This is a genomic window from Pseudomonas asplenii, from assembly GCF_001293465.1.
GTDB classification, from domain to species: domain Bacteria; phylum Pseudomonadota; class Gammaproteobacteria; order Pseudomonadales; family Pseudomonadaceae; genus Aquipseudomonas; species Aquipseudomonas fuscovaginae_B.
Window position 1 is genome coordinate 424,599 of the sequence record NZ_JSYZ01000002.1, and the last position, 12,768, is coordinate 437,366.

12 protein-coding genes and 1 other RNA gene are annotated in these 12,768 nt (G+C 63.0%); 4 read left to right on the forward strand and 9 right to left on the reverse strand.

The window, feature by feature from the left end; all coding sequences use genetic code 11:
• Nucleotides 1-5: 5 nt before the first annotated feature.
• From mraY to rsmI, 9 genes are all read right to left on the reverse strand, one after another.
• Nucleotides 6-1,088: a phospho-N-acetylmuramoyl-pentapeptide-transferase gene (gene mraY / locus PF66_RS03955; protein ID WP_054059864.1), complete on the reverse strand. Its 1,083-nt coding sequence runs from the start codon at nucleotides 1,086-1,088 to the stop codon at nucleotides 6-8.
• Complete coding sequence (locus tag PF66_RS03960; protein WP_054061935.1) at nucleotides 1,088-2,467, reverse strand: UDP-N-acetylmuramoyl-tripeptide--D-alanyl-D-alanine ligase; 1,380 nt, start codon at nucleotides 2,465-2,467, stop codon at nucleotides 1,088-1,090. The genes mraY and PF66_RS03960 overlap by 1 nt, the downstream gene beginning before the upstream one ends.
• On the reverse strand, nucleotides 2,460-3,923 hold the full coding sequence (locus PF66_RS03965) for a UDP-N-acetylmuramoyl-L-alanyl-D-glutamate--2,6-diaminopimelate ligase (protein WP_054059866.1): 1,464 nt from the start codon (nucleotides 3,921-3,923) through the stop codon (nucleotides 2,460-2,462). The genes PF66_RS03960 and PF66_RS03965 overlap by 8 nt, the downstream gene beginning before the upstream one ends.
• On the reverse strand, nucleotides 3,923-5,659 hold the full coding sequence (locus tag PF66_RS03970; protein WP_192842759.1) for a peptidoglycan D,D-transpeptidase FtsI family protein: 1,737 nt from the start codon (nucleotides 5,657-5,659) through the stop codon (nucleotides 3,923-3,925). The genes PF66_RS03965 and PF66_RS03970 overlap by 1 nt, the downstream gene beginning before the upstream one ends.
• Nucleotides 5,659-5,952: a cell division protein FtsL gene (ftsL, locus tag PF66_RS03975; RefSeq protein WP_017904835.1), complete on the reverse strand. Its 294-nt coding sequence runs from the start codon at nucleotides 5,950-5,952 to the stop codon at nucleotides 5,659-5,661. The genes PF66_RS03970 and ftsL overlap by 1 nt, the downstream gene beginning before the upstream one ends.
• Entirely contained in the window at nucleotides 5,949-6,896 is a 948-nt protein-coding gene (gene rsmH, locus PF66_RS03980; protein ID WP_054059868.1) for a 16S rRNA (cytosine(1402)-N(4))-methyltransferase RsmH, read from the reverse strand. The genes ftsL and rsmH overlap by 4 nt, the downstream gene beginning before the upstream one ends.
• Entirely contained in the window at nucleotides 6,893-7,348 is a 456-nt protein-coding gene (gene mraZ, locus PF66_RS03985; RefSeq protein WP_054059869.1) for a division/cell wall cluster transcriptional repressor MraZ, read from the reverse strand. Before mraZ ends, rsmH begins: the two co-directional genes overlap by 4 nt.
• 310 nt (nucleotides 7,349-7,658) lie before the next feature.
• An RNA gene (gene rnpB / locus PF66_RS04015) (RNase P RNA component class A) lies at nucleotides 7,659-8,012 on the reverse strand.
• Between the two features lie 133 nt (nucleotides 8,013-8,145).
• Entirely contained in the window at nucleotides 8,146-8,988 is an 843-nt protein-coding gene (gene rsmI / locus PF66_RS03990) for a 16S rRNA (cytidine(1402)-2'-O)-methyltransferase (RefSeq protein WP_162491331.1), read from the reverse strand.
• Between the two features lie 249 nt (nucleotides 8,989-9,237).
• Between rsmI and PF66_RS03995 the strand changes: the two genes are divergently transcribed.
• The 4 genes from PF66_RS03995 (at nucleotide 9,238) to PF66_RS04010 (ending at nucleotide 12,732) form a co-directional block, all read left to right on the forward strand.
• Complete coding sequence (locus tag PF66_RS03995) at nucleotides 9,238-11,049, forward strand: penicillin-binding protein activator (RefSeq protein WP_054061937.1); 1,812 nt, start codon at nucleotides 9,238-9,240, stop codon at nucleotides 11,047-11,049.
• The gene (locus PF66_RS04000; RefSeq protein WP_054059872.1) at nucleotides 11,049-11,420 is read left to right on the forward strand and encodes a YraN family protein; all 372 of its coding nucleotides are present in this window, start codon (nucleotides 11,049-11,051) and stop codon (nucleotides 11,418-11,420) included. The genes PF66_RS03995 and PF66_RS04000 overlap by 1 nt, the downstream gene beginning before the upstream one ends.
• 143 nt (nucleotides 11,421-11,563) lie before the next feature.
• Nucleotides 11,564-12,157: a phosphoheptose isomerase gene (locus PF66_RS04005; RefSeq protein ID WP_054059873.1), complete on the forward strand. Its 594-nt coding sequence runs from the start codon at nucleotides 11,564-11,566 to the stop codon at nucleotides 12,155-12,157.
• Nucleotides 12,154-12,732 (forward strand): BON domain-containing protein, encoded by a 579-nt coding sequence (locus tag PF66_RS04010; RefSeq protein ID WP_054059874.1) that lies wholly within the window; start codon nucleotides 12,154-12,156, stop codon nucleotides 12,730-12,732. Before PF66_RS04005 ends, PF66_RS04010 begins: the two co-directional genes overlap by 4 nt.
• Nucleotides 12,733-12,768 lie beyond the last annotated feature (36 nt).

The following is a 12,768-nucleotide window of genomic DNA, read 5'->3' on the forward strand; positions in this document are numbered from 1 at the left end:
GGGTTCTACCTCAGCTTCAGGGTGGCAAGGCCGATCAGCACCAGAATCACGGTGATGATCCAGAACCGGACGATCACGCGTGGCTCAGGCCAGCCCTTGAGTTCAAAGTGGTGGTGAATCGGTGCCATGCGGAACACCCGGCGACCGGTCATCTTGAAGGAAGCGACCTGGATGACCACCGACAGGGTCTCCATGACGAACACCCCGCCCATGATGAACAGGACGATTTCCTGGCGAACGATCACCGCGATGGTGCCCAGGGCCGCGCCCAGCGCCAGGGCGCCGACATCGCCCATGAAAACCTGGGCCGGATAGGTGTTGAACCAGAGGAAGCCCAGGCCGGCACCGATGAGCGCACCACAGAACACAATCAGCTCACCGGCGCCCGGTACGTAGGGGATCAGCAGATATTCGGCGAACTTCACGTTACCCGACAGGTAGCAGAAGATACCCAGTGCACCACCGACCATCACCGTCGGCATGATCGCCAGGCCGTCGAGACCGTCGGTCAGGTTGACCGCGTTGCTCGAACCGACGATCACGAAATAGGTCAGGACCACGAAGCCCACGCCCAGAGGAATGCTGACATCCTTGAGCATCGGCACGATCAGGGTGGTTTCCACCGGGGTCTGCGCGGTCATGAACAGGAAGATCGCCGCCCCCAGGCCGAACACCGACTGCCAGAAATACTTCCAGCGGCTTGGCAGCCCACGGGAGTTCTTCTCGATCACCTTGCGATAGTCGTCGACCCAGCCGATGGCGCCGAACAGCAGGGTGACCAGCAGCACCACCCAGACATAACGGTTATGCAGGTCCGCCCACAGCAGGGTGCTGACGCCAATGGACGACAGGATCAGCGCGCCTCCCATGGTCGGCGTGCCGGACTTGGAGAGGTGCGATTGCGGGCCGTCATTGCGAACTGCCTGGCCGATCTGCAGGTTCTGCAAGGTACGAATCATCCACGGGCCCAGGAACAGCGACAGAGACAACGCGGTCAGCACCCCGAGAATCCCGCGCAGGGTCAGGTACTGGAAGACCGCGAAGCCTTTGTAGAACTGTTGCAGGTACTCCGCTAGCAGCAGCAGCATTAATGCGTCTCTCCCTTGATATGAGGCGCAGGCCCGCACAGGGCCGCCACGATGTTTTCCATCGCCGCGCTGCGCGAACCCTTGATCAAAATGGTGGTATTGGTGTCTTGCTCGGCGCCAAGCGCCTCGATCAGATCGGCCTGAGTGGCGAAATGACGAGCGTTTTGGCCAAATGCGTCGACGGCGTGGGCCATCATCGGTCCCACCGCGTACAGCGCGGAAACCTTGCCTGAGGCGTAAGCCCCTACTTCACGATGCCCCTGCTCCGCCCACTCGCCCAACTCGCCGATATCTCCGAGCACCAGAACGGTGCGGCCGGAAAAGCCGGCGAGTATATCAACGGCAGCGCACATTGAGGTGGGGTTCGCGTTGTAGGTATCGTCAATCACGCGAATGCCATTGATTGCCAATTGCGCCACCGTCCGGCCCTTGACCGGCTGGACCGCTTCCAGCCCGGCGACGATGCCCGGCAGGGACACGCCCAGCGCATGGGCGGCGGCGGCGGCGGCCAGGGCATTGGCCACGTTGTGCGTGCCCAGCAGGTTCAGTTGAACCGGTGCCGAGCCGTCGGGAGCGTGCAGCTCGAATTGCGGGCAGCCGCGTGGATCGCGGGAAACCGCGCGGGCGTGGAAATCGGCGCTGTCATTGTCCAGGGCAAAGCTCAGCACCTTGCGGGCGCCAGCCCGGACCTTCCAGATCGGGAAGGCCTTGTCGTCCAGGTTGAGTACGGCAGTACCGTCGGCCTGCAGCCCTTCGATGATTTCGCCCTTGGCCTCGACGATTTTCTCGGGGCCACCGAACTCGCCGACATGGGCGGTTCCGGCGTTATTCAGGATCGCGACATGTGGCCTGGTCATGGCGACGGTGTAGGCGATCTCGCCAATACGCGAAGCACCCAGTTCGATCACCGCGGCACTGTGCTCCGGCGCCAGTTCGAGCAAGGTCAGCGGCACGCCCAGATCGTTGTTCAGGTTGCCCCGGGTCGCCAGGACCAGGCCACGGGTACGCAGAATGCTCGCCAGCATTTCCTTGACCGTGGTCTTGCCGCTGGAACCGGTAACCGCCGCCACCGGCTGCTTGAACAGTGCCCGATTCAGCGCCCCAAGCTGCCCCAGGGCCAGGCGGGTATCACGAACCACCAGTTGCGGCAGTTGGCTGCCGGCCACCTCGCGCTCCACCAGCGCTGCGACGGCGCCCTTGGTCGCCACGTCGTCCAGGTAATCATGCCCATCGAAACGCGGCCCGGTCAGGGCAACGAACAGTTGCCCAGGCTGAATCGACCGGCTGTCGATACTCACCCCGGAGAAACTGGCATCGGCCGCACTCAGGCGACCGGACAAGGCATTGGCGACCTCACTCAATTTCATGGCTTCAAGCATTGGCGGCCTCCCAGGCATCCAGAGCCTTGGCGGCTTCGACCAGATCGGAGAAGGCGTGGCGCACGCCGTTGATCTCCTGGTAATCCTCATGCCCCTTGCCGGCCAGGACGAGCACGTCGTCGGCACTGGCAGCGGCAATCAGCTCGGCAATCGCCAGGCCACGACCGGACACGAAACGCACGGCATCAGGGGTACTGAAGCCCGGACGGATATCGTCGAAGATCTGCTGGGGATCCTCGGTGCGCGGGTTGTCGTCGGTCACCAGCACGCTGTCGGCCAGACGCTCGGCCAGTTCGGCCATCAGCGGGCGCTTGCCGCGATCGCGGTCGCCGCCACAGCCAAACAGGCAACGCAACTGCCCCTTGGCATGCGGGCGCAAGGCCAACAGGACCTTTTCCAGGGCATCCGGGGTGTGTGCATAGTCAACCACCACCAGCGGGCGCGTGCCGCCACCCAGACGCTGCATGCGGCCGGCCGGGCCTTCCAGTTGCGGCAACACCCGCAGGATTTCATCCAGGGCGTAATCCAGCCCTAGCAAGGCGCCCACGGCTGCCAGGACGTTGCTCAGGTTGAAGCGGCCGAGCAGCGTGCTGCGCAAATGATGTTCGCCCTGCGGGGTCACCAGCGTCGCGCGCACCCCCTCGTCACCGAACTGGGCGTCCCGGCAATACAGGTGGGCACTGCTGTCCTGCAGGCTGTAGGTGATCAACCGCGATTCGTGCTCGCCAGTTGCCAACCGCCGGCCGAAGTCGTCGTCGAGGTTGATCACCCGGCAACGCAGGTTGGCCCAATCGAACAGCTTGGCCTTGGCCGCACCATAGGCTTCCATGGTGCCGTGATAATCGAGATGGTCGCGCGAGAGATTGGTCAGCACCGCCACGTCGAAGGCCAGGGCACTGACCCGGCCCTGATCCAGGCCGTGGGAGGAAACCTCCATGGCCACGGCCCTGGCACCGGCGTTCCTCAGGTCGGCCAGGGTCGCCTGCACGGCGATCGGATCCGGCGTGGTCAGCATGCCGCTGTTCAGCGCGCCATGAAACCCGCTGCCCAGGGTGCCGAGAATCCCGCAGCGCTGACCAAGCAGGTCGAGGGCCTGGGCCACCAGTTGGCTGACGCTGGTCTTGCCATTGGTACCGGTGACACCCACCAGGTTCAGTTGCCGGCTCGGCTCGCCATAGAAGCGTCCGGCGATCTCCGACAACTGCGCCGCCAGGCCCTTGACCGGAATCAGCGGGACATCGGTGATCGGCAGCACGGTAGCGCCCTGGGCTTCATAGGCAACCGCCGCCGCCCCACGCTGCAGCGCATCGGCGATATGGTTACGGCCGTCGACCTTGCCACCCGGCACCGCCAGGAACAGGTCACCGGCGCGCACCTTGCGGCTGTCGAGCGCCAGCTCGCGAATCAGCAGATCGCGACCGGCATGAGGGAAAATCTTGTTCAGGCTCAGGGACATTAACCACGCCCTCCTTTTACAGGTTCCGGCGCGGCGATGGCTTGCTGCTGCGGAATACTCGACAGGTCATCCGGGCTGACGTTCATCAGCCGCAGAGTGCCGGACATCACCTTGCTGAAGACCGGCGCCGAAACCAGGCCACCGAAGTAGCCGGCCTTGCTCGGTTCGTCGATCACCACCACGATGGCGTAACGCGGATCGCTCATCGGGCCGAAACCGGCGAACAGCGAGCGATAGGAGTTCTCGGCATAACCCTTGGTGCCGACCGATGTCTTGCGCGCGGTACCGGACTTGCCGGCGACATGATAGGCCGGGACCTTGGCACGCCAGACACCCCGCGGCGCCTCGATCACCTGCTGCAACATGCCCTGCATGGTCTTGGCGACCTTTTCCGGGATGACCTGGGTACCTTCGGGCGTCTTGTCGGTCTTGATCAGGGTCAGCGGCACGATCTTGCCGTTGTTGGCCAGGGCCGAGAACGCGTGCACCAGCTGGATGGCGGTCACCGACAGGCCATAGCCGTAGGACAGAGTCGCGGTTTCGGCCTTGCGCCACTCACGGTAGTTCGGCAGGTTGCCGACGCGCTCGCCGGGGAAGCCGAGACCGGTGTCCTGGCCCAGGCCGACTTTCTGCATGACACGGAAAATCGCCTCGCCACCGATGTCGAAGGCGACCTTGCTCATCCCCACGTTACTGGAGTTGATCAGGATACCGGTCAGGTCGAGCACCGGACCTTCGGTTTTGGAAACGTCGCGGATGGTGTATTTGCCCAACTGCAGGGTGCCGGGATAGACCTCGACCGTGTCGCTGGGCTTCCAGCGTCCGGTTTCCAGGGCGGCACTCATGGAGATCGGCTTCATGGTCGAACCCGGCTCGAACACGTCGATCATCGCGCGGTTGCGCATCATCGCCGGCTGCAGGTTGCGACGATTGTTCGGGTTGTAGGTCGGCTGGTTGACCATGGCGAGGATCTCGCCGGTCTTCACATCCATGATCACCAGGCTGCCGGCCTTGGCGCCGTTTTCCACCAGGGCGTTGCGCAGTTCGCGGTTGGCCAGGTATTGCAGGCGCAGGTCAATGGACAACGCCAAGGGCTTACCGGCCTTGGCGTTCTTGGTTACCTGGACATCCTTGATCAGCCGGCCGCGCCGGTCCTTGATCACCTGTCGCTTGCCGGGCACCCCGGCCAGCCACTCGTCGTAGGCCAGCTCCACCCCTTCGCGCCCGTGGTCGTCGATGTCGGTAAAACCGACCATGTGCGCCGCCACTTCACCGGCCGGATAGAAACGCCGGAACTCCTCGATGCCGTAGACACCGGGAACCTTGAGATCGAGCACGGCCTGGCCCTGCTCCGGGGTCAGGCCGCGGACCAGATAGATGAACTCCTTGTTGGCCTGCTGCTCCAGGCGCTCGGCCAGCAGCTTGGGATCCTGCCCAAGCGCCTGGGCCAGGGCCGGCCAGCGATCCTTGGCCAGTTGCATTTCCTTGGCATTGGCCCACAGCGTGGTCACCGGCGTGCTCACGGCCAGGGGCTCGCCGTTACGGTCGGTGATCAGGCCGCGGTGGGCGGGAATCGGAATGTGTCGCATGCTGCGCGCGTCGCCCTGGCCGATCAGGAACGCACGATCGATGACCTGCAGGTCGACGATCTTCCAGCTGATATAGCCGACCATGAGCGCCAGCGCGCCGAGCACGACGCGGAAACGCCACGGATAGAGCGCGCCCTCGAGCTTCATCATGGCGCCACCATCCTGACCTCGGATGGGCTGGGAATGCGCATCTTCAGTTGCTCGGTGGCCAGGGTCTCGATACGGCTATGGGCGGTCCAGGTGCTCTGTTCGAGGATCAGTCGCCCCCACTCGGCCTGGGCCTTGTCCCGCACGCTCAGCTCGTTGTAGAGCGAGTTGAGCAGTTGGCGGTTCCAGTGCGCGCTATAGGACACGCCGATGGCGGACACCAGTACGGCGACAAATAGCAGGAACATGAAAAAGCTTCCGCCCGGAAGTGGCTTGGCGTAGAGCTTGCTCACCGCAATTTCTCCGCGACACGCATGACGGCACTACGGGCACGCGGGTTGGCCTTGAGCTCGGCATCGGAGGCGAACCGGGCCTTGCCGTGCACCTTGATGCGCGGTTCGAATGCCTGGTGGCGGACCGGCAGGTTACGCGGCAGGTTGTCTTCCTCGCCCTTGACCAGGCGGCGCATGAACAGCTTGACGATGCGGTCTTCCAGCGAGTGGAAGCTGATCACCACCAGGCGACCGCCGACTTCGAGGGCGTCCAGCGCTGCTTCGAGGCCGGCTTCGAGATCGCCCAGCTCATTGTTGACGTGAATGCGCAGGCCCTGGAACGCCCGGGTCGCCGGGTTCTTGCCCTTCTCCCAGGCCGGGTTGGCGACCTTGAGCACCTCGGCCAGATCGGCCGTGCGCTCGAAAGGCCTGATTTCACGACGCTCGACCACGGCACGGGCCATGCGACCGGCGAAACGCTCCTCGCCGTACTCCTTGAAGACCCGGGCAATTTCCTCCACCGGCGCGGTGGCGATGAACTCGGCGGCACTGATCCCCCGCGAAGGGTCCATGCGCATGTCCAGCGGACCGTCATTCATGAAGCTGAAGCCGCGCTGCGGGTCATCCAGCTGTGGCGAGGAAACGCCCAGGTCGAGCAGGATGCCATTGACCTTGCCCGCCATCTGCCGCTCGGCGACCTCCGCCCCCAGCTCGGCAAAGCTGCGCTGCACAACGACAAAGCGGCCGTCTTCGGCCGCTAGCGCTTGCCCGGTGGCAATCGCCTGTGGATCCTTGTCGAAACCCAGAAGTCGGCCATCAGGTCCGAGTCGGCTGAGAATCAGGCGGCTATGCCCGCCCCGACCGAAGGTGCCATCCAGATAGCAGCCATCAGGGCGTACGGCGAGAGCCTCGACGGCTTCGTCAAGCAGTACGGTGATGTGGTTAAAGCCGCTATCAATAGTCACAGGATCAGATCACGCAGTTCATCAGGCATCGCGCCCGGTTGTTGAATGGCCGCCAGGTCCGCTGCAGCAACAGCATTCCAGGCGTCCTCGTCCCACAGTTGAAACTTGTTCAGTTGGCCCACCAGCATCGCGCGCTTGTCCAGCTTCGCGTACTCACGCAGGCGCGGCGGCACCAGAAAACGACCACTGCCATCGAGTTCGAGATCGACGGCATTACCAATCAGCAAACGCTGCAGACGGCGGTTCTCTTCCCGCAACGACGGCAGCGCACGCAACTTGGTCTCAATCAGTTCCCACTCGTCGAGTGGATATACACATAAGCAGGGATCGACCGCATCGATGGTGACGATCAGTTGTCCGGAACTACGCGAATCGAGCTCGTCACGGTACCGACTCGGCATGGCGAGACGGCCCTTGGCATCGAGACTGATAGCGTTGGCTCCGCGAAACACAGCTGCGTTTCTCCAAATATTAGCGTTTTACGTCCAAAAAACCCACTTCATGCCACTTTCCTCCACTTGCGCACACTATAGGAATGCGCCCACCACACCGTCAAGGCACGGTCTTAAGGAAAACCCTTACAGAACGGAGATTTAGGAGCGTAAAAGGAGACTTTGCGAGAATTTGGAGAGGTTTCTTCCGGGCAAACTCGACTCGCCTCAGAAACTTGAGGTCAGAAGTTAAAGTAGTTTGTTAAGACTAAGATTTTTTCGATATTACAAATGCGCTTCTGCCAGCGATTGCGGGCAGGGAGGGGAAAAAGTGGAGAGTCGATCTGTAAGCCGGGTTCTGTCGAGGACAGTCATTCCTCTACGATGGCCATCACTGGACATCTTTAGCAACCTACCCGGTTCCAGCGCGGGCCACGCCTTGGAACCCTATTTGGTCTTGCTCCGAGTGGGGTTTACCTAGCCACGAACTGTTACCAGACGTGCGGTGCGCTCTTACCGCACCTTTTCACCCTTACCGGCACCGAAGTGCTTAGGCGGTTGTTTTCTGTGGCACTTTCCGTAGGCTCACGCCCCCCAGGCATTACCTGGCACTCCGCCCTATGGAGCCCGGACTTTCCTCCCCCCTCCAATTTTCATGAAGGGCAGCGACTGTCCAATCGACTCTCCGCCGCGCAGGTTACCGGCACATGGCCAGAAGGACAAGCATTAAAGCCGTCATCGCCCCGGCATGCCGGGACAAGATGCGCCGCCCAGGACCATTCCGACATCAATAGCCGAATGGCCCCACGAAAAAATCGTCAGTCATTTTTCTGCTTATCCAGCGCCACCTGATACAGCAGGTTCTTGCGTACACCGGTGATTTCCGCCGCCAGGGCGGCGGCGCGCTTGAGCGGCATTTCCTTGAGCAGCAGGTCGAGAATGCGCATGGCCTCGGCGCCGACTGCCTCATCGCCTTCCGGGGCACTCCAGCCGGCGACCAGCACCACGCACTCGCCACGCTGCTGATTGCTGTCGGCTTCGACGAAGCTGCGCAATTCAGCCAGCGGCAGCCCCTTGAGCGTCTCGAAGGTCTTGGTCAGCTCACGTGCCAGCAGCGCCGGGCGCTCGGCACCGAACACCGCTTCCATGTCCTGCAGACAGTCGAGGATGCGGTGAGGCGCCTCATAGAAGATCAGCGTCCGAGGTTCTTCGCGCAGTTGTTCCAGACGCGAACGACGCCCCGCCGCCTTGGCCGGCAGGAAGCCCTCGAAGATGAATCGGTCGGATGGCAGACCCGCCGCCGACAGCGCCGCGATCAGCGCACAGGCGCCCGGGACCGGCACCACCTTGATCCCCGCGGCACGCGCCTGGCGCACCAGGTGATAGCCCGGATCGGAAATCAGCGGCGTGCCAGCATCGGAGATCAGGGCAACATCCTCGCCCGCCTGCAGCTTGGCGATGAAACGGCTGCCCTCGTCACGCTCGTTATGCTCATGGCAGGCCGCCAGTGGCGTGTTGATGCCGAAGTGCTGCAAGAGCCGCAGCGAATGCCGGGTGTCCTCCGCCGCGATCAGCGCCACCTCGCGCAGCACCTTCATTGCTCGCGCACTGATGTCATCCAGGTTGCCGATGGGCGTCGCCACCACATAAAGCGAGCCCATCGCGGAATTCAAAGCACCTGGAGCAGTCAAAGCGCACACCTCAAGAAGAACGAAAAACCCATTGTAGCGCGTAGAAGCCCTGCCGATATGCTCCACGACGGCGCGATGACCCCGCCCAGGCGCGAAGAGCCGGGTCTCTGACACGCCTTGTACGACCAAAATTGACGGTTTCACGCCAGCGACATCGCGCCCCGGCCAGTGCTTGGGTACAATTCCACGCTAATTTGATCGAGTATCAGGAACACTTACATGATCGCTTGCCTGCGGCTGTTCTCTGCCCTCTGCCTCGCTGCCTTGCTGGCGGCCTGCGCCAGCTCGCCCTCTTCCAGCCTTGGCGAACTCCCACGGACCCCGGATGCCAGCATCGAGCAACTGCTCGAACAGGCCTCCGCCAGCAAGACACCGGACAAGGCCGCCCTGCTGCGCCTGACCGCCGCCGACCTGGCCTACCGCCAGAAGGACACCGGTCGCGCCGCGCAGATCCTTGCCCAGGTGCAGCTGGACCAGCTCAAGCCGGGCCAACAGGTTTTCGCCAGCACACTGGCCGCCGAACTGGCGATGACCCGCAATCAGCCGAAGGCGGCCCTCACCGCCCTGAGCCACCCGAGCCTGGAGCACCTGGGTGAATTGCCGGTGGACCAGCAGATCCGCACCCAGACCGTTCGCGCCCGCGCCCTCGAAGCCGACGGCCAGACCCTGGCAGCCGCTCGCGAGCGCATCTTCATCGCCCCGCTGCTCAGTGGCGACGCCGCTCGCGCCAACCACGAAGCGATCTGGGCACTGATCGCCGCACTGCCGACCGATCAGTTGCAACCCAGCGGTAACGACGACCTCAGCGGCTGGCTCGGCCTGGCCCTGGCGGTGAAGACTTCCGGCACGCTGGAACAGCAACAGGCGGCGATCGACACCTGGCGGGCACAGAACCCCAAGCACCCGGCAGCCCAGCAACTGCCGCAGGCGCTGGTGAAACTCAAGGAACTGGCCAGCCAGCCGCTGAACAAGATCGCCCTGCTGCTGCCTAACGAAGGCCAGCTGGCCTCGGTCGGCAAGGCTCTGCGCGAGGGTTTCATGGCGGCCCAGTACCAGGCCCAGCAAGCCGGACAGAAGCCACCGGCCATCGAGTTCTACGACAGCTCGCGCCTGACCTCCCTCGACGATTTCTATCGCAAGGCCCAGGCCGCCGGCGTGCAACTGGTCGTCGGCCCGCTGGAAAAACCCCTGGTGAAGCAGCTCAGCGCTCGTACGCAACTGCCGATCACCACCCTCGCACTGAACTACAGCGAAAGCGCGCAGAACCCGCCGCAACTGTTCCAGTTCGGCCTCGCCGCCGAAGACGAAGCCCGCGAAGTTTCGCGTCGCGCCCGTGCCGACGGCCTGCACCGCGCTGCCGCCATGGTGCCGAAAGGTGAATGGGGCGACCGCGTACTCAAGGCCTTCCGCCAGGACTGGGAAGCCAACGGCGGCACCGTGGTCGGTGTCGAGCGTGTCGACCAGCCGGTAGCCCTGGCCCAACAGATCGCCGACCTGTTCCAGTTGCGTCAGAGCGAAGGTCGCGCCAAGAGCCTGCAAAGCACCGTGGGTGGCCAGGTTGTCGCCCAGCCTTCGCGTCGCCAGGACATCGAGTTCATCTTCCTTGCCGCCACACCGCAGCAGGCCCAGCAGATCAAACCGACCCTGAACTTCCAGTACGCCGGTGACGTACCGGTGTACGGCACCTCTCACCTGTTCAGTGCAACCGGCGACATCAACCAGTACAACGACATGAACGGCATTCGCTTCTGCGAAACCCCGTGGCTGCTGGACGCCAACGATCCGCTGCGCAAGCAGGTGACCGCGCAATGGCCACAAGCCGCCGGCAGCCTGGGCCGCCTGTACGCCATGGGTGTCGACGCCTTTCGCCTGGCGCCACGCCTGGGCCAGCTCAAGGCACTGCCAGACAGCCGCATCGACGGCCTCTCCGGCAGCCTGAGCATGGACCAGGGTCAACGGGTCGAGCGCCAACTGCCCTGGGCACAGTTCGTCAGCGGTCAGGTCCAGCGCCTGCCGGATACCCAACGCTGATGCCGCAAGGCTCACGCCTGGAAAGCGGCAAGGATGCCGAGAGCCTCGCGCTCCGGCATCTCGAACGACAGGGACTGCGCCTGCTGGCGCAGAACTGGTCATGTAAACGCGGCGAGCTTGATCTGGTCATGCTCGACGGCGATACAGTAGTATTCGTCGAAGTTCGTTATAGAAAAAACACCCAATGGGGTGGTGCCGCGGGCAGTATCGATGCCCGCAAGCGCAAGAAGTTAATATTCGCGGCGCAGTATTTCCTGCAACGCGAATCGCGCTGGTCCAGCAGCCCCTGCCGTTTCGACGTGGTTGCCATAGAAGGCGCCCTCGACATGGCACCCCGATTGAACTGGCTACGGAATGCCTTCGACAGCTGAACCCGACTGTCGACCCGGTTACTTTCATTCACCGATTTTGCTCTTTGCTTTACGGGCCGCACACGACTTGCGCCGAACGGCCCCGGAACCATCCGGGCAGCACTCGAGCCAGGCAACCGCCCCACTTAAGGTCACCTACATTGATGGACATGCAATCCCGAATTCGCCAGCTTTTCCAGGCCAGTATCGACACCAAGCAACAGGCGATGGACGTTCTTGCACCTCACATCGAGCAAGCCAGCCAGATCATGGTCAATGCCCTGCTCAACGAAGGCAAAATGCTCTCCTGCGGCAATGGTGGCTCGGCGGGCGACGCCCAGCATTTTTCCTCGGAACTGCTCAACCGCTTCGAACGCGAACGACCGAGCCTGCCGGCCATCGCCCTGACCACCGACAGCTCGACCATCACCTCGATCGCCAACGACTACAGCTACAACGAAGTCTTCTCCAAACAGATCCGCGCCCTCGGCCAGCCTGGCGATGTTTTGCTGGCCATTTCCACCAGCGGCAACTCGGCCAACATTATTCAGGCAATCCAGGCCGCACATGATCGCGAAATGGTTGTCGTAGCCTTGACGGGACGTGATGGTGGCGGCATGGCCTCGCTGCTGTTGCCCGAGGACGTGGAGATCCGCGTTCCCAGCCATGTCACCGCACGTATCCAGGAAGTCCACTTGCTGGCGATCCACTGCCTGTGCGATCTGATCGACAGCCAACTGTTCGGGAGTGAAGAATGACCGTTAATCGCCTTAGCCTGCTGGCTTTGACTCTGTGCCTGGGCCTCAGTGGCTGCAGCTCGGTGCTGACCGCAACCCGCGATGGTCCGATCAATGACGACCAGGGCACCCGCACCCTGGGCAGCAAGATCGACGACTCGGTGATCGAAACCAAGGTCGCGGTCAACGTCGCCAAGGCCGACCCGGATCTGGACGCCGCCTCGCACATCGTCGTGAGCAGCTACAACGGCATCGTCCTGCTCGCCGGCCAGACGCCACGCGAAGACCTCAAGGCCAAGGCCGAACAGGCTGCGTCGAGCGTCCAGCGCGTGAAGAAGGTCAACAACGAACTGCAGATCCTGCAGCCTTCCTCGTTCGCCGCACGCAGCAACGACACCTGGCTGACCAGCAAGATCAAGACCCAGATGCTGACTGACAACACCATCCCCGGCTCGCGCATCAAGGTGATCACCGAGAACGGTATCGTCTACCTGATGGGCCTGGTCACCCAGCAGGAAGCCGCACGCGCAACCAACCTGGTACAAGGCGTCGGTGGCGTGCAGAAGATCGTCAAACTGTTCGAGTACATCGACTGAGGGCCTTGCCCCCGTGTCTAGTCCTGAAATAGGTTT

Excerpts from the sequence above, each read along its gene's own strand:
- mraY (WP_054059864.1), bottom strand. The coding sequence starts at position 1,088 with ATGCTGCTGCTGCTAGCGGAGTACCTGCAACAGTTCTACAAAGGCTTC.
- PF66_RS03995 (WP_054061937.1), top strand. The coding sequence starts at position 9,238 with ATGATCGCTTGCCTGCGGCTGTTCTCTGCCCTCTGCCTCGCTGCCTTG.
- PF66_RS04000 (WP_054059872.1), top strand. The coding sequence starts at position 11,049 with ATGCCGCAAGGCTCACGCCTGGAAAGCGGCAAGGATGCCGAGAGCCTC.
- PF66_RS04005 (WP_054059873.1), top strand. The coding sequence starts at position 11,564 with ATGGACATGCAATCCCGAATTCGCCAGCTTTTCCAGGCCAGTATCGAC.
- PF66_RS03960 (WP_054061935.1), bottom strand. The coding sequence starts at position 2,467 with ATGCTTGAAGCCATGAAATTGAGTGAGGTCGCCAATGCCTTGTCCGGT.
- rsmI (WP_162491331.1), bottom strand. The coding sequence starts at position 8,988 with ATGGGCTCGCTTTATGTGGTGGCGACGCCCATCGGCAACCTGGATGAC.
- PF66_RS04010 (WP_054059874.1), top strand. The coding sequence starts at position 12,154 with ATGACCGTTAATCGCCTTAGCCTGCTGGCTTTGACTCTGTGCCTGGGC.
- PF66_RS03970 (WP_192842759.1), bottom strand. The coding sequence starts at position 5,659 with ATGAAGCTCGAGGGCGCGCTCTATCCGTGGCGTTTCCGCGTCGTGCTC.
- PF66_RS03965 (WP_054059866.1), bottom strand. The coding sequence starts at position 3,923 with ATGTCCCTGAGCCTGAACAAGATTTTCCCTCATGCCGGTCGCGATCTG.